Source organism: Thalassolituus maritimus (assembly GCF_900156675.1).
In the GTDB taxonomy this organism is placed as follows: domain Bacteria; phylum Pseudomonadota; class Gammaproteobacteria; order Pseudomonadales; family Oceanobacteraceae; genus Thalassolituus; species Thalassolituus maritimus.
In genome coordinates, this window is record NZ_FTOH01000010.1 from 86,156 (window position 1) to 105,453 (window position 19,298).

Annotated in this window: 16 protein-coding genes; 13 read left to right on the forward strand and 3 right to left on the reverse strand. The window is 51.9% G+C overall.

Translation table 11 applies throughout. The annotated features are described in order from the left end of the window. The first annotated feature begins 191 nt into the window (after positions 1–191). The 7 genes from BW941_RS14990 to BW941_RS15020 all read left to right on the forward strand — a co-directional run bounded on the left by BW941_RS14990 (position 192) and on the right by BW941_RS15020 (position 4,740). Entirely contained in the window at positions 192–1,118 is a 927-nt protein-coding gene (locus tag BW941_RS14990; RefSeq protein WP_076517408.1) for an AraC family transcriptional regulator, read from the forward strand. A 137-nt stretch (positions 1,119–1,255) separates the two neighbouring features. Beyond that, the gene (locus tag BW941_RS14995; RefSeq protein ID WP_076517410.1) at positions 1,256–1,753 is read left to right on the forward strand and encodes a VOC family protein; all 498 of its coding nucleotides are present in this window, start codon (positions 1,256–1,258) and stop codon (positions 1,751–1,753) included. Between the two features lie 21 nt (positions 1,754–1,774). After that, entirely contained in the window at positions 1,775–2,128 is a 354-nt protein-coding gene (locus tag BW941_RS15000; protein WP_076517412.1) for a DUF1428 domain-containing protein, read from the forward strand. 17 nt (positions 2,129–2,145) lie between these two features. Further along, the gene (locus BW941_RS15005; protein ID WP_076517476.1) at positions 2,146–2,610 is read left to right on the forward strand and encodes an SRPBCC domain-containing protein; all 465 of its coding nucleotides are present in this window, start codon (positions 2,146–2,148) and stop codon (positions 2,608–2,610) included. Continuing rightward, positions 2,600–3,061, forward strand: coding sequence for an SRPBCC family protein (locus BW941_RS15010; RefSeq protein ID WP_076517414.1), 462 nt, complete (start codon positions 2,600–2,602; stop codon positions 3,059–3,061). Before BW941_RS15005 ends, BW941_RS15010 begins: the two co-directional genes overlap by 11 nt. Further along, the gene (locus BW941_RS15015; RefSeq protein WP_076517416.1) at positions 3,058–3,414 is read left to right on the forward strand and encodes a YciI family protein; all 357 of its coding nucleotides are present in this window, start codon (positions 3,058–3,060) and stop codon (positions 3,412–3,414) included. The genes BW941_RS15010 and BW941_RS15015 overlap by 4 nt, the downstream gene beginning before the upstream one ends. 24 nt (positions 3,415–3,438) lie before the next feature. After that, entirely contained in the window at positions 3,439–4,740 is a 1,302-nt protein-coding gene (locus BW941_RS15020) for an RNA polymerase sigma factor (protein ID WP_217693610.1), read from the forward strand. Between the two features lie 59 nt (positions 4,741–4,799). On the opposite strand, the gene BW941_RS15025 is transcribed toward BW941_RS15020, so the two are convergent. Next, positions 4,800–5,453, reverse strand: coding sequence for a class I SAM-dependent methyltransferase (locus BW941_RS15025; RefSeq protein WP_076517420.1), 654 nt, complete (start codon positions 5,451–5,453; stop codon positions 4,800–4,802). A gap of 120 nt (positions 5,454–5,573) precedes the next feature. Between BW941_RS15025 and BW941_RS15030 the strand changes: the two genes are divergently transcribed. Together BW941_RS15030 and BW941_RS15035 are read left to right on the forward strand one after the other, a co-directional pair. Further along, positions 5,574–6,593 (forward strand): type I glyceraldehyde-3-phosphate dehydrogenase, encoded by a 1,020-nt coding sequence (locus tag BW941_RS15030; protein WP_076517422.1) that lies wholly within the window; start codon positions 5,574–5,576, stop codon positions 6,591–6,593. 49 nt (positions 6,594–6,642) lie between these two features. Further along, positions 6,643–8,340 (forward strand): hypothetical protein, encoded by a 1,698-nt coding sequence (locus BW941_RS15035; protein ID WP_076517424.1) that lies wholly within the window; start codon positions 6,643–6,645, stop codon positions 8,338–8,340. Between the two features lie 115 nt (positions 8,341–8,455). On the opposite strand, the gene BW941_RS15040 is transcribed toward BW941_RS15035, so the two are convergent. Together BW941_RS15040 and BW941_RS15045 are read right to left on the reverse strand one after the other, a co-directional pair. Then, the gene (locus BW941_RS15040; RefSeq protein WP_076517426.1) at positions 8,456–12,589 is read right to left on the reverse strand and encodes a tandem-95 repeat protein; all 4,134 of its coding nucleotides are present in this window, start codon (positions 12,587–12,589) and stop codon (positions 8,456–8,458) included. Between the two features lie 225 nt (positions 12,590–12,814). Next, positions 12,815–14,560 (reverse strand): ABC transporter transmembrane domain-containing protein, encoded by a 1,746-nt coding sequence (locus BW941_RS15045; RefSeq protein ID WP_076517428.1) that lies wholly within the window; start codon positions 14,558–14,560, stop codon positions 12,815–12,817. A 250-nt stretch (positions 14,561–14,810) separates the two neighbouring features. On the opposite strand from BW941_RS15045, the gene BW941_RS15050 reads away from it, so the two are divergent. The 4 genes from BW941_RS15050 to BW941_RS15065 all read left to right on the forward strand — a co-directional run bounded on the left by BW941_RS15050 (position 14,811) and on the right by BW941_RS15065 (position 19,252). Continuing rightward, positions 14,811–15,971 (forward strand): phosphoglycerate kinase, encoded by a 1,161-nt coding sequence (locus BW941_RS15050; RefSeq protein WP_076517430.1) that lies wholly within the window; start codon positions 14,811–14,813, stop codon positions 15,969–15,971. A 350-nt stretch (positions 15,972–16,321) separates the two neighbouring features. Further along, positions 16,322–17,386, forward strand: coding sequence for a class II fructose-bisphosphate aldolase (fba, locus tag BW941_RS15055; RefSeq protein WP_068438134.1), 1,065 nt, complete (start codon positions 16,322–16,324; stop codon positions 17,384–17,386). A gap of 156 nt (positions 17,387–17,542) precedes the next feature. Further along, the gene (locus BW941_RS15060) at positions 17,543–17,944 is read left to right on the forward strand and encodes a methyltransferase family protein (RefSeq protein WP_281251184.1); all 402 of its coding nucleotides are present in this window, start codon (positions 17,543–17,545) and stop codon (positions 17,942–17,944) included. A 90-nt stretch (positions 17,945–18,034) separates the two neighbouring features. Then, on the forward strand, positions 18,035–19,252 hold the full coding sequence (locus BW941_RS15065; protein ID WP_076517434.1) for an EAL domain-containing protein: 1,218 nt from the start codon (positions 18,035–18,037) through the stop codon (positions 19,250–19,252). Positions 19,253–19,298 lie beyond the last annotated feature (46 nt).

Here is a 19,298-nt window from a genome sequence, read left to right on the forward strand (position 1 = left end):
CTGAATGGACGCTTTAGACTAAAGTCGAAGGCTGTCCGCTCTTCCGGTGTTTTGTGTTGTGTGACTCCAGAGTATGTGGTCTATTGGTTCGATGACTTGCACGAGAGTCCGGATCAATGTTCTCTGAGTCCCGCCATTGTCAGAATGTGTCACTGGCCTGAAACAGCACACCCCGGACACAGGCCCTGCTTATGACGACCAGTACAAAACCTCACAGTTTCGCATCGCTGGCCAGCGCACACCGTCAGAAGGTAGCGCCAGGTCAGTTGGTGGAAAACCGCACTGTCTATGCCAGTCAGCTGGCAGAACTTTCTGTGTATGACACCTATGAGCAGGCTGAGCGCGTTCGTCTTGATGCCGGTGAGCTGCTCTACTGCGGTATGATGACGGGACGTAAAGTCATGCACGGTATGGACGGTTTTTCGACCGGTTTTCTTCCTCATGAGTCATTTGTTGTAGCACCGGGTGAATACGTCGAAATCGACTTTCCTGAAGCATCAATGACCACACCGACGACCTGCATGACGCTCGAGATACCGCGCGAAACTCTGCTGAAGGTATGTGACCAGCTGAACACGGTCAGCGAGCGCCCGAGAGCGTTGGGCGAGTGGGAGGTAGAAACCCGTCAGTGGCATCTGTCGCATACGGATGCCACGCAGCAGCTACTGGAGCGTATTGTTGCCAGTCACGTACACAAAGAAGATGACTGTGACCTGGTGCTGAACTTTGGGGTTAACGAGCTGGTGGCGCGCATGTTACGTCAGCAGGGGCGTGACTTTTTACTGCGTTGTGTGCAGCAGAATCCGACTCAGTCGGGTCTGACGAATGCAGTGGCCTACATTGAAGAAAACCTTGCTCAGCCGGTAGATATTGATCATCTTGCGCGGATCGCCTGTATGTCGCGTACGAAATTGTTCCAGCAATTTAAAAGCAGTCTGGGCTGTAGCCCCGCGCAGTATCAGCAGCAGCGTCGCCTCGAACACGCCTGCAAACTGATTCGCAGTGGGCAAAGTATCACCAGCACCTGCTATGAGTTAGGCTTTTCTAACCCCAGTCATTTTTCCCGTCGTTTTCATCAGCAATATGGAATGAGTCCGCGCGAGTTTGCCGCCCGGTAAAATTTTTTAAGTGTCCTGTCGTATTTCCTGATTCTCCAACGTTGTATGTCTGAGGCTGGGGATAAACCGTTCGCCGACGGCCTGTCCGCCGCATTGAATCACGCAGGCATTTACCGAAGCAGAACAAGGAGAGATATATGACGACCAATAATGTAGCCCCGATCCCAGAAGGCTTTACCAACCTGATCCCCTACCTCACCTGTAAAGACGCAGACAAGGCGATCGAGTTTTATCAGAGTGCATTTAATGCTGAGCTGCTGCATCGTATTCCCACCGCCGATAACCGCGTGATGCACGCCAGTCTGCGTATCAATGGCGCAATCCTGATGCTGACCGACGAAGTACCAGAATGGCATAACTTTGGGCCGCAGGCATTGGGTGGGAGCCCGGTAGGCATTCATATGTATTGCGACGACGTGGGCGCCAGCTTTGCTCAGGCCGTCGCCGCAGGCTGCGAACTGGTGATGCCGCTGGAAAATACCTTCTGGGGCGAGCGTTTTGGTATGTTGCGTGATCCGTTCGGGCATAAATGGTCATTGTCCATGTGTGTCGCCATCGTCACCGAAGACGACATGATTCGCGGCGCGCAAGCGGTCGATATGGCGCAGGCCTGCGACGCTGGCTCCGATAACTGAAATCCGAAACAGGAGTTCATGATGGCGTATGTTGATGGGTTTGTATTTGCGGTACCGGCAGATCGCAAAGAGATTTACCGGGTTTATGCGGCGGAGTTTGGTCCGATATTTATCGAACATGGTGCAGAGTCCGTGGTTGAGTGTTGGGGCGATGATGTCCCGGACGGCGAGGTGACCTCCTTTCCTATGGCGGTAAAATGCAACGACGACGAGGTCGTGTGTTTTTCCTGGGTGCGTTGGCCATCGAAAGCCGCACGGGACGAAGGCATGAAAAAAGTATTTGAAGACACGCGTCTGTCGCCGGAAATGACGGCCTTACCTTTTGACGGTAAACGCATGATCTTTGGTGGCTTTGAAGTCCTGACAGAATGCTGAAACAGGAAGAAAAAACGATGCAGAACGATATTGCCGAACGCTCGGCCTACAACGAGCGACTGATGTTGGCGACCCCAGAACAGATATTCGACGCTTTCCGTGATCCGCAGAAACTCGCGGCCTGGTGGGGGCCGGATGGATTTAGCAACACCTTCCACTCATTCGATTTCCGTGAAGGCGGTGAGTGGCATTTTATTATGCACGGCCCGGATGGTACCGATTACGACAATCAGCAGGTCTTCCATGAAATTGTCGATAACCAGAAAATCGTAATGGAGCATATCCCTGCGCCGCACTTTTTTCTGACCGTAACGCTGAAATCGGAAGTGAACTCCACCTTAGTCACCTGGCTCCAGACCTTCGATGACGCCGCTACGTGGAATGGCCTGAAAGGGTTTGTCGCAGGAATGAACGAACAGAACTTATCTAAGCTTGAAAAAGTAGTCAGTGACTCAAACGAGGACGTTACTCATGGCGAATGAAGTCCATTTATATCGCGTTATTAAAGCCCCGGCGGAACGGATTTATAACGCATTTGTTATTCCTGAAGCGCTGGTCAAGTGGAATCCACCGCACGGGTTTGTCGCAAAAATCCATCATATGGATGCGCGCGTTGGCGGCACCTATAAAATGTCGTTTATTAATCTGGGCTGCGGCGAAGAACACAGCTTTGGTGGCACTTACAGAGAAATGATTCCCGGTGAAAAACTGGTGTTTGATGATCAGTTTGATCATCCAGATCTACCCGGCCAGATGATCACTACGGTGACGTTTACACCGGTGCTTAACGGCACGGCGATGACCGTGGTGCAGACGGGCATTCCTGAAGCGATTCCGCTGGAGTTCTGTTACGCCGGCTGGCAGGAGTCCTTGCAATTACTGATGCAATTAGTGGAGCCTGAAATTCCTTCGCAGTTCGGGGGCGACGCATGAGCTGGATGCTGATTATCCGTGAAGAACGCGGCCAGCGGGATACCCGCAGCGAAGACGAAGGCAAAGCCGTGTACGGTGAAATGCTGAATTTTGGTGCCGCACTGGCCCAGCGGGGCGTACTGCTGGCGTCAGAATCTCTGCGTACCGACGACAGCGCTGTACGCATTCAGATCCGCGATGGTGACACCCGTTTGATGGACGGCCCGTTTACCGAGTCGCGGGAAATGGTCGGTGGTTTTTTCCTGCTGGACGTTGTCTCGAAAGAAGAAGCCATTGAAATTGCGCGTCAGTGTCCGGCGGCGAAATTCGCGACCGTTGAAGTTCGTGAATTAGCGCCTTGCTACCAGAAATAATACGGACACACTGTGGAATCTACGGTGGATAATACCGCTCAACGCCTGAACGCCGTCTGGCATCTGGAAAGCGCGGCCATTACAGGGAGTCTTGCGCGCCTGCTGTCTGATCTGACTCAGGCCGAAGACATTGCTCAGGACACACTACTAACGGCGTTGGAGAACTGGCGTGCACATGGCGTTCCGGAAAACCCCGGTGGTTGGTTAATGGTAACGGCGCGCAATAAGGCGCTCGATCTGTTGCGGCAGAAAAAGCGTCGTGGTGAACATCTTTCTTCTGGTGATTTCGCCGACGAATCCCTTTATCGTGAACGTCTTGCAAGTGAATATGCGGGCGGCGACCTGGAAGCCATAACGGCAGAGTTCGATGTCAGCCGCGTGCGTGAAGATGAAGTGGGCGATGATATTCTGCGACTGATGTTTATCTGCTGTCATCCTCTTTTGCCGCCGGACTCCCGCGTTGCTCTGGTGCTGAAGCTGGTGGCCGGCTTAAGTGTCGATGATATTGCCCGCGCTTATCTGGTGCCGGTGACGACATTGGCGCAGCGGATTACCCGTGCGAAAAAAACGTTAAGCGCGGCCCGGATTCCTTTTGAACTGCCGCCAGAAAAGGAGCGTCAGGCACGTTTGAAATCCGTATTGGAATCAATTTACCTGCTATTCAATGAAGGCTATGTCGCCACTCAGGGGGCACAGTGGACACAACCTTTACTGTGCCATCAGGCGTTGCGTCTGACTCGTTCCTTAGCTGCGCTGATTAATGACGATACGGATGTACTGGGGCTGGCCGCCTTGCTTGAATATCAGGCGTCGCGGCTGAATGCGCGCCAGGATAAAGACGGCAATCCTGTGTTATTAGCACAACAGAATCGGGCGCTGTGGGATGCCATATTAATCCGGCGCGGACACGATTATCTGTCCCGGGCCTTTGGTCTCGGTAGTGCCATTGGCAGCTATTGTTTGCAGGCAGGCATTGCCGCCTGTCATGCACGTGCGGCGTCATTTGCCGAGACACGCTGGGATGAAATTGTTGCTCTATACGATGGCTTGTTGCAGATTCAGCCAACGGCTGTGGTACGACTCAATCGTGCCGTGGCCTTGGCGTGCGCTGGTGAATCTGACGTGGCACTGGCTGAGCTGGATGCTATTGCCCGGAAGAAAAGCCTGACAGAGTATGCGCCGTATTATGCAGCGCGCGGCGATGTGCTGGAGCGGCTCGGGCGTTTTCGTGATGCCGGACGTGCATTTCATCAGGCCGCTGAGCTGTCTCAGAATCGTGCAGAAAATCGGGTGTTATCAGAGCGAGCTAAGGCTTGCCGTTTGTAGCTTGAAAATTCATCAGATAACACTCTATTTCAATAATATACGTGACTACCTGTTGGTGATTAATAAGCTGATTTATTAAAAATAACTACACGCTTTTCGTCTCGGTAAACACAGGTTAATCCGAATCTCTCTTCGATAAAATTTATCGTTTTTTCATGCATAAAAATGACGTGAGTCGGATCTCGGTTGTAATGCCAGTGCATGAATTTTTCGGGCGTACTCCAACGACTGGTCATTAACGCAAGCAGTCCTCCCGGTTGTAACCACGACACCAGTTTCGCCAGCTCTTTCTGGGGCTGATGAAAGTGTTCAAAGCACTCAGTGGCGGTAATCACGTCGTAAGGTGGCGTCGCCGGCTCGGGATAAAAGAATGGGTCATAGTTGTCGCAGTGAATCCCATTTTGTTCGAACAAAACCGACAGCGTTGGTCCCGGCCCACAGCCATAATCCAGAGCGCTGAGTGCTTTCTTCGGCTCAATACGGTTCAGCAGTGGCTCCAGCAGAATATTCAGAAAGCCGACGTAGCCTTCGTCCTCAATGCTGTTTTCATGGGTGGCGTAGTAGGCCTTCTCATCTGTCGCGTTCAGGTAATCATCCGGATGCATAAACGCCAGATGGCAGCGCCCACAGCTCAGGTAGCGGCGCGGCATGGCGCTGTCGAGAACCGAAATCTGCTTTGTTTCGTGGCACAAAGGGCAGGTGGGATAAGTCATGTCTGGTATTCCGGTGTGTGCATTTTGCCTACGGCGACCAATTCCGCGACAATAGAGTGCATAGTATCCAGCTTCTGAGAAGCCCGGCAATCATGAGACAGTAATGAGGCGCACAAACCCATGACAACCCGTATCGCCATCAACGGTTTCGGACGTATCGGCCGCTGTGTGCTGCGTGCACTGTATGAAAATGGCTATCGCCAGGACATGGAAGTGGTCGTGATCAATGAGCTCGCTGACATCGATTCACTGAGCTACATGCTGCGCTACGACAGTACCCACGGTCGTTTTAACGGCACCGTCAGTATCGCCGATGAGCAGCACCTGATGGTCAATGGCGATCGTATCCGGGTATGCCATATCGGTGATCCGGCAGAACTCGACTGGGCCGCGTTGGATGTCGACCTGGTGTTGGAGTGCAGTGGTCAGATCCGCTCGCGCGAAGACGCCGAACTGCACCTCAATCGCGGTGCGAAAAAAGTGCTTATTTCAAACCCAGCCGACAGCGCCGTCGACAATACCGTGATTTACGGCCATAACCACGATTCGCTCTCGGCAGAGCAGCGTATTGTGTCTAACGGCTCCTGTTCGACCAATGCACTGATTCCGGTGCTGACGTTAATCGATCAGGCCTACGGCATTGAAGCGGGTGTGACGACCACGATTCACTCGGCCATGAATGATCAGCCCGTGATTGATGCCTACCATTCGGACATGCGCCGCACCCGTTCGGCGGTGCAGAGCATTATTCCGGTAGATACCGGCCTGCCAGCGGGGATCGAGCGTCTGATGCCGCAACTGGCCGGCAAAATAGAGAGCCTGCACGTGCGTGTGCCGACGATTAATGTCTCGGCATTGGATATCAGCCTGCAACTGACTGACGCTACCGACGCCGACGCTGTTAATGCACTGTTAGCCGGAGCATCGAATGAGCGCTTCGACGGCATTCTGGGGCTTACCCGGGAAGCCCACGCCTCTATCGATTTTAACCATGACCCGCGTTCGGCGATTGTTGATGCGACTCAGACCCGGGTCAGCGGCGGTCGCCTGCTCAAACTGTTGGTCTGGTTTGATAACGAGTGGGGCTTTGCCAACCGTATGCTGGATACGGCTAGTGAGATGGTGAGCACTTCAGGGTAAAAGGAGATGCAGTTGGGTCGCTAAAAACCAGATGACCTGAGGAGAGGGAATGAAACAGAAGGCTAAGGCAAAGCTTGTTGTTTATGCCGCTGTTATGGTCAGCGCTATGGCGATATCTGGTTGTGAGCAAAATAACGCTGCTTTACCTGAGGGCGAGCCGTGTTGTGATCCGGACTTTCCTGAGTTTCACCCATCCATGACAATTACCATGAGCCGTTTACCGCAGGAATCTGCTCTGGATAAGGTCCGAATATCGGTAGCGCTGCTCCATAGAGATAGCCCGGCGACAGAGGCTTCTCATTATCTTTCATTAACACACTCGGGCGACCTTAGTTCGACCGCTTTCGTCGAAACAGAATACGGTATTTATGAATCTGTAGTGACGCCTTCCCGGACCGGAGAATTTGAAGTAACCGTCACCCATGAGGCCGCAGTACCGCACAGTAAGACACTCCATCCACTGGTACTGGCCGATGTTCACGAAGACTGGGGTCAGCCCATGATGGTAGAAGGCCTGGTTAATACTGAAGGCTATGAAGATGGCATTGCCATTTCTCCCAACGGTGAGTACCTGTTTACGCAGTACTCGCCTGCATATTTCAGTGGATTAATTCTCTTTAATTTCGCTCGTGAAGACGGCGGTTGCGGCGGAGATCGCCTGTCTCCTGAACGTTGTACACACCCCTGGATAGATAACACCATTGGTCCGGTCAGTGCGCCAGAACGCCCGGATTTTTACACCACGCGAATTAATGAAGATGGAACATGGCGACATAACTCTGTTTCTTGGGGAATGGGCGATGACACATTGAACCTGTTCAGCGTGTCGAATGTATTTTACGGTTTTAAACGCCAGCCCGACGGTAGCTACCGGGAGCCGTTTATGATCGCTTTTGATGATGAAGGCGATGGCATCAGCAGCCCGTTTGGATTGAGTGTCTTACCTGATTTCGGCAGTTCAGATAATTATCTTCTGGCATTATCGTTTAATGCTCCTGACGATACCGAGTCAGTAGATTTTGATGACAACGGAACCGCCGATGCCGAAAGCCTGCTCGATATCTATACGCTTCAGAGCGCTTTGGGAGACCCCATCAATCTCGGTAATTTTAACTACTCCGGCACGCCCGGTACGCCACCCCAGCGGGACAGTAGCTTTGGTCTGACCAAAGTAGGCTTTTCTGATGTAGGCATCGAGGGCATAGCAGGAACGCAGGGTAATCCGCATTTATATCGTGAATCATCAACGGTCAGTAGTATCTGGACGGATGACGAATACGACGACATTTATGAAGCCCCAGGCCCAGGCAATGATCACGGCGAGCTTTCGGTGTATGTGAATCTGACCGACACCTACCCCTCGTCCAACTGGCAGAAGGTGGTGTTACCTGCACCGGTTAATCTGGCTGACCCTTCGCAGGAAATACAGCCGTTTTTTACCGGCACCGAACTGTATTTTACCCGCTCAGACGACACTGAGTTACCCGCGGTCTGGATGTCGAAATACAGCGGTACGCACACGCAAGCGGACTTCGGCAATACAGCCCTCTGGGCGACACCTGTTAAGGTACTGGCAGCGAGCTCAGATCAGGAAGTCGGGAATATCATCGCCATTGGCGAACCCACGGTGGGGACCATCGATGGCGACGAGGTGATGTTCTTTGTTTACGGGGTTGTCCGTGGTTTCGACGAAGCCAGCGGCCTTGCCGACATCAATATGCAAGCGGGTTACGTTCGCAGAAAATAATTCGAAATAACCATTTTATTCAGTGCAAAAAAAAAGCCCCGGTAAATACCGGGGCTTTTCGTTTCAGCTGACAGGGAGATAGTACTTAACTTCCCTCAACATCGTACTGCCAGCATTAAGGCACCATCAGGCCGCCTGCAATTGTTGTTGCAGACTTGGTATAGCCTACGGGCGATGCACAGATCAGAGTCAGCTCAGTACCAGTGCTTTGGTTATGAGCAGAATTGTCCTGAACATCCTCGGCAACCATTTCGCCATCGGCGTACAGATCACAACTCGCTTCCAGCTGGTTGGTGCTGAAGTTGAAACTATCACCCGTTGCAGAGAAGATCTTAATCCATAGGTCTTCAGGGCTATACAATGCACCCGCGGCAACCATGCCACTGGTTTCCTGCGTGGTGGAATAATCCATATCGGACGTTAATCCACTCCAGGCTTCGAGGCTATCGAATGCCGCAGTCGCGGTATCGGCATCACCGGCATTGGCACAGACGCTGTTCTGATCCATAAACAGTTCACCACTTGCTGCAGTATTAAATGGTGGAATCATAATTACGCTGTTTTCTGTTGCAAAGTCGCCGGCGTACGAGAACAGGTTGTAACTGCTTGCGTAAGCAGAAAGGTCCTGTTCAGAACAGCCATTGCTGAAGGCAACATCCACACCGTTGTATGAGTTTGAAGCATTAACTCCACCGACAAAAACATCCTGACCTTCTGTCGCAATGTTGTCGTAGAAAGTGAAGTTGTTGATACGTACCGTCGCGTTTGAATATACCCAGATTGCACCACCGTTTGATTCTGCCGAGTTCTGGCTGAAAGAAACGTTTTGCAGGACGCTCGTGCTGCCATAGCCGATGGTATAGAGCGCACCACCGTTACTATTAGTGGCAGAACCAGATGCTGTATTGCCGACGAACGACGAATTCGTAACCAACAGCGAACTGCCATCACCGGAGTAATCGTTTCTGATGGCGCCGCCAGTATAGGCCGCGTTGTAACGGAAGCTGGTGCCTGTAATGCACACAGAACCGTAGTTATAGAGCGCACCACCGGAACTGGCTTCGTTGCCTACAATTTCGGAGTCAGAAAGCTTCAGTGTTGCAAAGTCATTAGGGCAGTTCTGGAAAACAGCAGGAATATCATCTGCACTGAACTCGCTTGGGAATTGCTCTGCACACTGAAGCTCATTGAACGTCGCAACATCGGCGCTGTTATACAGATCCAGTTCGTCACAGGTATCGTAGTTTTCGAAGACAGTATCGCAATCAAGCGCGTCATACTCTTCCTGGCTTTCTGCATAGTCGCACTGCTCATAGACAGTAAGCTCTGGTTCTTCTGAGCCGCCTTCCATACAATCGAGGCCGCATTCTTCATCAGGACCTTCATAAGGCCCCTCTTCTCCACAGGCGCCCAAGCAGCCTTCTTCACCAGGGCCTTCTTCCTCTTCTTCAGATTCCTGCTGGTTTTCAGCGGCATTGTAAAAAGCACCACCGGAGTTTTCGGCAGTGTTGTAGTTGATATGCGAGCGACTGATAGTTACCAGACCATATTCGTTGTAGATACCAGCAGCGCCTCCAGCAGCCTCGTTATGTGAAACCGAAACTTGATCCATAGTCAGACTTGGCTGGCCGGCGAGGTAGATACCTGCGCCCCATTCAGAGGTATTTTTTTCAATTTGAGTATTGGTAATAGTTGCCGACGTATTGATCAGGTATAGACCACCGCCTGCCGCATAGGTTTGCGAGATACAGCCCAATGCCAGCGCCTCTTCATAACTCTGAGCTGCCTGACATTCTTCTTCACTAGGGCCGCTAGTGGTAAAGGTATTTTCTCTGATATTGCTGTGATCAATGGAGAGTGGGCCACCCGAATAAATTGCACCACCGAATTCAGTGACTGAGTTATTCTGAAGCGTTGAGTCCGTGATAGTGAGCTCTGAATCAGCGTTATAAATACCACCACCATTTGGCGCAGTATTATCAGACACCGTTGAGTTGCTAATGGTCAGGTAAGCGTCGAAAACATACTCTCCTGTTTCACCATTTCGTGTGCCGTCACGGAACAAATAAATACCGCCACCCATTTCGCTGGCTTGGTTATTTTCTACTACTACCTGATTCAGCGTAACGTGACCGCCATTAGCGTATTGACCACCATTGACGAAAACACCACCACCACGAGTACCGTTACCGCCTGAAACAGTGACGCCATCAATCAGGCCACCGTAGGTAATTACGACACTTGGCGAGTCATCTTCGCTGAAGTCCCCGCTTTGATCGTAGTCACCTGACAGAATGGTTTCTGCCAGAATTTCAGGGCGCTGTGCAAAAGTAAGGTTATAGCCGTTAAAGCCACCGTAGAGTTCTACGTCAGCATATTCAGGAATAGTCGCGACAGGCGTATTGGCTGAATCTGCATAGAACGTCCCCGGGCCGATGAGAACGCGACCACCACCCAGCGCAACCAGATCGTTAATGGCTGACTGAACAGAAGAGGTGGCGTTGTTCCAACTGGTGCCATCGCCAGTGCCGTCTTCCAGTACGTAACGATATGCAGGGCTCAAGGACAGAGTTACTGTGCCGGGTGCTGAGTCGAGAGCGCCGTCATTGGCGGTGAACTCAAAACTGTCTTCACCTTCGTAGTTGCCATCCGGAATGTAGGTGAAAGTACTGCCAGAAATAGTGACGGTACCGTGTTCCGGCTGGGAGACGATCGCGTAAGTGAAATAGGTATCACCATCGACGTCAGTGGCGCTGAGCGTACCCTGTGAGCCCGCATTGCCGGTAACATTTAACGACGATGACATCGCGACTGGTGCATCATTAACACCGGTGACCGTGACGGTAATGGTTCCGGTATCGGTCAGCTCGCCGTCGCTGACTTTATAGTGGAAAACATTGATGCCGAAGTAATTTTCAGGTGGTTGGTAGTTAAAGTTACCTGCTGCATCAAGACCAGCATTGTACGCTGGCTTGCCACCCGTCGTACCATCCAGCCATGAGTATGTAAGAGCATCACCATCGATGTCAGTCGCAGAGAGTTTTACGCCGTAGATAGGAGTCCCTTCAATGATAGTGCCCGTGTAATCCCCTGCTACAGGAGCATCATTCACACCCTCGACGGTAATAGTGATACTGCCCGTGTCGGTGAACTGACCATCGCTGACCTTATATTGAAGAACAGTCTGACCGTTGAAATTCTCTAGAGGCTGATAGATGAAGTTACCAGCCGCATCCAGGCTTGCATTGTCAGCTACTTTTTCGCCAGTTGTTCCGTCGAGCCATGAGTAAGTCAAAGCATTGCTATCGATATCGGTCGCTTGCAGCACTACATTGTAGGTACCGTCTTCGGCGATAGTGGCTGTGTAATCCGCTGCGACAGGAGCATCGTTCACGCCCTCGACGGTAATAGTGATACTGCCAGTATCAGAGAGTTCACCATCGCTGACTTTATATTGAAGAACAGTCTGACCGTTGAAGTTCTCCAGAGGCTGATAGGAAAAGTTACCAGCAGCATCCAGACTCGCATTGTCAGCTACTTTTTCGCCAGTAGTATCGTCCAGCCATGAATAGACCAGCCCATCGCCATCGGCATCAGTTGCATTGATTTTTAAGCTGTAGGTGTCGTCCTCGAGGATGGTACCTGTGTAATCAGGAGCCACAGGAGCACTGTTTATAGCGTTGTTTTTTACAACAGCCACCGGACTTAACTGAGTGATGGTGGCCGTGACTGTTTTCTTCACGTCATCGATAGAATCTGCTGCAAAAATGACCCACTCGTTGTCGTGATAGTTTGCAATGGCCAGCTTTTGAATATCGGTGCCGTTAATTGTGCTGCCGTAAGGGAGCGTAACCTTCATTCCACCCGTCGGTTGTAATTCTTCGCCAGTATTTACGCTACGAATTTTTATATTGAATACCTGTCCAGCAATTTGAATTGCGCTCGATCCGGCAGGTACCTCATTTTCGTTTAGTGGTGTAACTTGTAGTACGAAGTTATCGCCAGCAGCGAGGCCAGAGAGTGCGTCTTTGCTGACTGAAACGGACAGTCCGGTTTCTAAGTCGGTCACAGACGCTTCGCCATTAGCATTGGGAGCAGCGGCAGATCCGCCGTCATCAGCTGCTTCTGCGATCAGGTCAGATTGCTTTTCTTCCTGTGTTTCAGGTAACGGGTCCTGTTCAAAGAAGCAGCCCTGTAGTATCAGTGACAGGGAAATAAGTATGGCCGGTGCTAGCCTTGCGTTAGGCATAAACTCAATCTCGTAGGTGTTAGGGAGAAACTTATGATTTCTTTGTGTTACGAGATTTTACAATAGCTTACTCTGACTGTTCAATATATGAACAGTTGAGGCGCGAATTGACACTTGGTGGAAGGGTTAGTTACAGGGCGGCTAGAGGGGTTAGCTACTATTAGCTACTAGAAAGTAGCTTTGCAGACTGGGCTATGTCGGCCAGTGGTAAGAAACGTTTCTGCGCTATGGATTGGTGAGTCCAGTTGGCGAAAACTGCAACTCGGCGAGCCGCTTATATAAGGGCGAGCGTTCAAGCAGTTCATCGTGCGTGCCGACAGCCACGATGCGTCCCTGATCCATCACTACAATGCGGTCGACGTGTTTGATGGTCGACAGGCGATGCGCGATCACAAAGCTGGTGCGATTCTGCATCAGTTCATCTAACGCCTGTTGCACGAGGTATTCGCTCTGGGCGTCTAAGGCGCTGGTGGCTTCATCAAGCAGGAGTATTTTCGGATCGTGCAGAATCGCTCGGGCGATGGCTAAGCGTTGCTTTTGCCCCCCTGACAGTTTCACGCCACCTTCTCCCAGATACGATTCGTATTGTTCTGGCAGCTGTTGAATAAATTCATCGGCATGTGCGGCCTGAGCCGCCGCGAGAATGTCTGCTTCGGTGGCGTCAGGTCGGCCATAGCGCAGGTTTTCCAATACGTTAGTGCTGAACAGCACCGGCTGTTGAGGCACCAGAGCAAACTGACTGCGCAGGTTCTGTAACTGCCATTCAGGTAATGGTGTGCCTTCCACCAGAATTTGCCCATGTTGCGGATCTCGAAAACGAAGCAGCATATCGAACAGGGTGGATTTGCCCGCCCCGGATGGTCCGACCAAGGCAATGCGCTCGCCAGCGCGTACCTCGAGATTGAGCTCGGTTAAAGCTGCTTTGTCGGGGCGGGAAGGATAGTGGTAACTGACCTCTTGAAACGCAATCTGAGTCTCGCTGTGCTTTACGGCAGGAGTCATATTGTCGGCGGGTGATTGTATATCGGACTCCGCTGCCATTAGTTCACGAATACGCTCAGCCGCGCCCGCCGCCCGCTGCACTTCACCGTAGACTTCAGTCACTGCGGCCAGTGAGCCGCCGACCATGATGGCGTAAAACACAAAGGCGGCCAGATCGCCGCCACTCAGGCTGCCAGTTATCACATCGTGACCGCCGACGTACAACATGCCAGCGACCGATCCCATCACCAGAATCATCACCAGCGCGATCATAAACGCGCGTTGGCGAATGCGCAGTAAGGCGACATTGAAGGCGGATTCTGCCGCATCGCCAAACTGTTTATTCACGCTGTCTTCGCGAGTAAAGGCCTGCACGACTTTGATGTGTTGCAGGCTTTCCCCGGCCCAGGCGCCAACGCTGGCGACTTTGTCCTGGCTTTCACGCGAGAGCTTTTTCACTTTGCGCCCGAAAAACACCATGGGAAATACCACCAGAGGCACGGCTACTAGCACGATCAGGCTGAGTTTAAGGTTGGTGATAAACATCAGGGTAATGCCGCCCACAAAAGTGAGGGCATTGCGCAGAGCAAAGGAAAACGACGAGCCAATCACGGTTTGTAGCAGGGTGGTGTCGGTGGTGATGCGGCTCTGGATTTCGCCGGACAGATTGTCTTCAAAAAACGACGGAGGCAGTGTGACTAAGTGTTGGTAGAGCGTTTTACGGATATCCGCGACCACCCGCTCGCCCAGCCAGGACACCATATAAAAACGAAAGTAGGCTCCGACTGAGACGGCGACTACTAAAATCGAGAAGAAAACGACGGCGTCTTTCAAACCCTCTACGGAACTTGCGGCAAAGCCCTCATCTACCATCAGGCGCACGCCCTGTCCCAGGCTCAGCGTCAGCCCGGCCGTACTTACTAAGGCAATGATGGCGATGATCAAACGAAGTTTGTAAGGGCGGATAAATTGCCAGAGCCAGCGCAGCATCAGAGAGCCTTTGAATCGTAATTACACAAAAGGGATAGCAGGCTATCGGCACTGACCCCGGTAAACAAGGTGCGCGTCAGCTACGGTCGGTGATTGTCATGTGTGGGCCGATGAAACGCACTGTTCATGCTGGTATACTCCCGCGCGAATTTTGATCGATCTGGCTGGTTCTGGAACAGGCACCGCCAGGTCAAGAAGGCTTATCCGCAACGCCTGATAAACAAACGACTCCATTATCTGGGACATGACTATGACTGTTTTGAAAATGACCGACCTGGACCTGAAAGGAAAACGGGTTCTGATCCGCGAAGACCTGAACGTGCCGGTAAAAGACGGCAAGGTGACTTCTGATGTGCGTATCCGCGCGTCACTGCCAACCATTCAGCACGCGCTTGAAGCCGGTGCCAAAGTCATTGTGATGTCTCACCTGGGTCGTCCGACCGAAGGCGAATACGCCGAAGAGTTCTCAATGCAGCCTGTGGCTGATCACCTCGCTGGCCTTCTGGGTCGCGACGTCGACGTTGTTAAAGACTTCCGCGCTGGCATCGAACTGGCCGACGGCGAGCTGGCTCTGCTCGACAATGTTCGTTTTAACAAGGGCGAAAAGAAAGACGAAGACGAACTGGCTAAAGCCTACGCCGAACTGTGCGATATCTTCGTGATGGACGCTTTCGGTACTGCACACCGCGCTCAGGCATCGACTCACGGTGTCGCTAAGTTCGCTCCGGTTGCCTGTGCCGGTCCTCTGCTGGCGGCAGAACTCGACGCACTCGGCAAAGCACTGGACAAGCCAGCTCGTCCGCTGGTCGCCATTGTGGGTGGTTCTAAAGTGTCGACCAAGCTGGAAGTACTCGAAAGCCTGTCTGACATCTGTGACCAGATCATCGTCGGTGGCGGTATCGCGAACACCTTCCTCGCCGCAGCGGGCAAGCCTGTAGGTAAATCACTGTACGAAGAAGACCTGATTCCAGCAGCGAAAAAGCTGATGGAGAAAGTCTCTATTCCAGTACCAACCGACGTCGTGTGCGGTAAAGAATTCTCTGAAACTGCCGTGGCGACTTTGAAGTCTGCTGACGACGTTGAAGCTGACGACATGATCTTCGACATCGGCCCGGATTCCGCCAAAGCACTGGCAGAACAGCTGAAAGAAGCGAAAACCATCATCTGGAACGGCCCGGTGGGTGTATTCGAGTTTGATCAGTTCGGCGAAGGCACCAAAGCGCTGTCTCTGGCGATTGCTGCGTCTGACTCCTTCTCGATCGCAGGTGGCGGTGACACCCTGGCGGCAGTAGATAAGTACGAAATCGCTGAGCAGGTGTCATACATCTCTACCGGTGGCGGTGCATTCCTTGAATTCGTAGAAGGCAAAGTATTGCCAGCGGTCGCGATTCTGGAAGAGCGCGCGAAGTGAAAGCGTTACTGTTGATTGCTGTTTGCCTGCTCACGGCATGCGCGCAGCACACCATCGATGAGGATTCAGCTGTCCAGCAGTCGGTGGATCAACAGAACAGGCATTTTGAGACGATGGGCGTACCGAGGAATCACCAGCCTCAACCGCAAGTTCCTTTTTATTAAGCGTTACCCATAAGGTTAACCTTAGGAAGATTGTCTCCATTTAAGCCCCAGCGATGCTGGGGTTTTTCGTATTGACCACCTTGCCGCCCGACATTCTTCCCTCGAGGTTTCTATCCCCTCCTTTAATCGCTAGAATACCCGGATATTTTTTAGTCCCCATTTTATAGACCCATTGAAGGTATTCTCATGGCATTGATCAGCATGCGTCAGATGCTGGACCACGCAGCCGAGTTCGGCTACGGCGTACCAGCGTTCAACGTAAACAACCTCGAACAGATGCGCGCCATCATGGAAGCGGCAGACAAAACGGATTCTCCTGTAATTGTGCAGGCCTCTGCGGGGGCTCGTAAGTACGCAGGTGCTCCGTTTCTGCGCCACCTGATTCTGGCTGCCATTGAAGAATTCCCGCACATCCCGGTATGTATGCACCAGGATCACGGTACCTCTCCGGCGGTATGTCAGCGTTCTATCCAGCTGGGCTTCAGCTCAGTGATGATGGACGGTTCTCTGGGTGAAGATGGCAAAACGCCGACCGATTACGAGTACAACGTTGATGTAACCCGTCGCACCGTTGAAATGGCTCACGCTTGTGGTGTTTCGGTAGAAGGCGAGCTGGGTTGTCTGGGGTCTCTGGAAACCGGTCAGGCCGGTGAAGAAGACGGTATTGGTGCAGAAGGCACTCTGTCTCACGACCAGATGCTGACAGACCCTGAAGAAGCCGCTGACTTCGTACGCAAGACTCAGGTAGACGCGCTGGCGATTGCCTGCGGTACCTCACACGGTGCTTATAAGTTTACTCGTCCGCCAACAGACGACATTCTGGCCATCGACCGTATCAAAGAGATCCACAAGCGTATCCCGGATACTCACCTGGTGATGCACGGTTCGTCTTCTGTACCTCAGGAATGGCTGGCGGTGATCAACGAGTTCGGTGGTGAAATCCCGGAAACTTACGGTGTGCCAGTCGAGCAGATCGTTGAAGGTATCAAGTTCGGCGTTCGTAAAGTGAACATCGATACAGACCTGCGTCTGGCATCTACCGGTGCGATCCGTCGTTTCATGGCTCAGAACACTGCGGAGTTTGACCCACGTAAGTACCTGAAAGAATCAGTGAAAGCGATGAGCGAAATCTGTATCGCCCGTTATGAAGCGTTCGGTACTGCAGGCAATGCGTCTAAGATCAAAGCGATCTCTCTGGACGATATGTTTGAGAAGTACCAGAGCGGTGCTCTTGATCCAAAAATCAGCTGATCTGTTGATCCAGTTGATAGTAAAAAGGCGCTTCGGCGCCTTTTTTATTGCCTGTATTTCCTGCACCATAATAAATATAACCAAAAAGGAATAAAGATGAACAGGCTAGAGCACAAAATACCCCCTCCCTTGGTTGGCCTTCTATGCGCAGTACTGATGTGGGGGTTAAGCACGCAGACGCCGGTAATACACTGGTGGGGAGTAACTGCACAAATAGTGACAGGTGTTTTAGTGGTAATTGGCCTGTTTCTGGATTCCGGTGGGCTTCTCTCGTTTATCCGCAGTAAAACCACAGTCAACCCGATCAAAATTGAAAAGGCGTCAGTACTGGTCACCGGTGGAGTGTATCGATTTACCCGCAATCCCATGTACCTGGGAATGGCCTTCCTGCTGAGTGCGCTGGGTGTGTGGCTTCAGAGCCCGGCGGCCTTCATTGGGCCTGCCATTTTTGTGGGGTACATCACCCGCTTCCAGATAATTCCGGAAGAGCGAATCCTGCTCATGCTCTTTGGTCAGGATTACTCAGATTATCAGGCCAGGGTCAGGCGGTGGCTCTAGGGCATCCTGGTATACGGCCTTAGTCACGGGTCGGAACACTTTTCGAAATTCCAGCATATACTCTAAGGGTTTTCCTTTCGGGCCTTTTGTATGTCTGACTTATCCGATGCTCTGGAGCAGCTCACCCACGCCTTTGACCCGGTTGCTGTGCTGAAGGGCAATGAGCTGCTAGAGCAAAGTCTGCTGAGCTTACTCCGTACCGTACGAACAAAGCTGAGAATGGAAGTCGGATTTATATCGCGCTTCGATGGGGATATGCGGACCTTCTATCTGGTAGATTCGGCTCCGGGTGTTGATATTGTCCGGGCGGGCGGATCGGATTACCGGGGCGAAAGCCTGTGCCAGAGAGTCGTGGATGGCCGTGCACCGCAATTGATAGCAGATGCACAACGGACTGCTGGGGCCAGTGACCTCGCAGCCGTGAAGCTGGTTCCGGTCGGGGCGCATATCAGCGTCCCAATCGTATTCTCGGATGGTACGGTTTTCGGAACCTTCTGTGTTTTCAGTCGTTATGTCATACCGGAACTAAACCACCGGAGTCTGGCGATGTGTCGAGTGTTTGCTGATGCAATCGCGGCCATGATTGAAGAAGCAGATGCTTTGCCTCTGCACGAGTCTGAACATCGTATTCAGTTGAAAAACGAAGTCACTGAACTGATCACCAAGCATGGATTGAAATATGTTCGGGTTCCGCTGGTTAATCTTAATACAGGTAAACAAGAGGGCACGGAATTGATACCGAGCCTGGTGAGGACAACGGATAACTTAGCCAGCCCGTTACTGCTGGTACATCAGGCTGTTCGCCTCGGGCTCGCCAAGCTGATTGGCGTAAATTTAATGGAGCAGTTGTTTGCCACCTTATCGGCATTGCCTGATGAACATTATGTGGTGATTAATGTTACTCCGGAATTTTTGGCAGAGTTTAGTTTTACAGTCTGGCTCAGTGATGATCTTTGTCGGCGGATCGTTTTCGAAATATCGGAGCACGACCGGGTTGCTAGTTATCATGAACTGAAGCGAGTTCTACAGCCGTTGCGGCAATCGGGTATCCGGTTATCTATTGATAATGCGGGGGCCGGATTTGCATCGATGCAGCATATATTGCAGCTACAGCCCGAGTTCGTAAAACTGGATAGTTGTCTTACTTGTGGTGTCGCCTCAGATACTGCTCAGCAGGCGATGTTGCAGGCGCTCTTACTGTTCTCTAGGTCGCAGGGCAGCACTTTAGTCGCGGATGGAATATCGAATCAGCAGGATGAGGACTACCTGCTCCACTCCGGGATATCACTTGGGCAATATTGCCAGTAGTTCTACATATCTTGAGCAGTAGATTCTTGCCTTTAAGTTTATTTGG

Bases quoted from the DNA above. Each gene is read 5' to 3' on its own strand.
- BW941_RS14990 (WP_076517408.1), top strand. From the start codon at position 192: ATGACGACCAGTACAAAACCTCACAGTTTCGCATCGCTGGCCAGCGCA.
- BW941_RS14995 (WP_076517410.1), top strand. From the start codon at position 1,256: ATGACGACCAATAATGTAGCCCCGATCCCAGAAGGCTTTACCAACCTG.
- BW941_RS15000 (WP_076517412.1), top strand. From the start codon at position 1,775: ATGGCGTATGTTGATGGGTTTGTATTTGCGGTACCGGCAGATCGCAAA.
- BW941_RS15005 (WP_076517476.1), top strand. From the start codon at position 2,146: ATGCAGAACGATATTGCCGAACGCTCGGCCTACAACGAGCGACTGATG.
- BW941_RS15010 (WP_076517414.1), top strand. From the start codon at position 2,600: ATGGCGAATGAAGTCCATTTATATCGCGTTATTAAAGCCCCGGCGGAA.
- BW941_RS15015 (WP_076517416.1), top strand. From the start codon at position 3,058: ATGAGCTGGATGCTGATTATCCGTGAAGAACGCGGCCAGCGGGATACC.
- BW941_RS15025 (WP_076517420.1), bottom strand. From the start codon at position 5,453: ATGACTTATCCCACCTGCCCTTTGTGCCACGAAACAAAGCAGATTTCG.
- BW941_RS15030 (WP_076517422.1), top strand. From the start codon at position 5,574: ATGACAACCCGTATCGCCATCAACGGTTTCGGACGTATCGGCCGCTGT.
- BW941_RS15035 (WP_076517424.1), top strand. From the start codon at position 6,643: ATGAAACAGAAGGCTAAGGCAAAGCTTGTTGTTTATGCCGCTGTTATG.
- BW941_RS15040 (WP_076517426.1), bottom strand. From the start codon at position 12,589: ATGCCTAACGCAAGGCTAGCACCGGCCATACTTATTTCCCTGTCACTG.
- BW941_RS15045 (WP_076517428.1), bottom strand. From the start codon at position 14,560: ATGCTGCGCTGGCTCTGGCAATTTATCCGCCCTTACAAACTTCGTTTG.
- BW941_RS15050 (WP_076517430.1), top strand. From the start codon at position 14,811: ATGACTGTTTTGAAAATGACCGACCTGGACCTGAAAGGAAAACGGGTT.
- fba (WP_068438134.1), top strand. From the start codon at position 16,322: ATGGCATTGATCAGCATGCGTCAGATGCTGGACCACGCAGCCGAGTTC.
- BW941_RS15060 (WP_281251184.1), top strand. From the start codon at position 17,543: ATGTGGGGGTTAAGCACGCAGACGCCGGTAATACACTGGTGGGGAGTA.
- BW941_RS15065 (WP_076517434.1), top strand. From the start codon at position 18,035: ATGTCTGACTTATCCGATGCTCTGGAGCAGCTCACCCACGCCTTTGAC.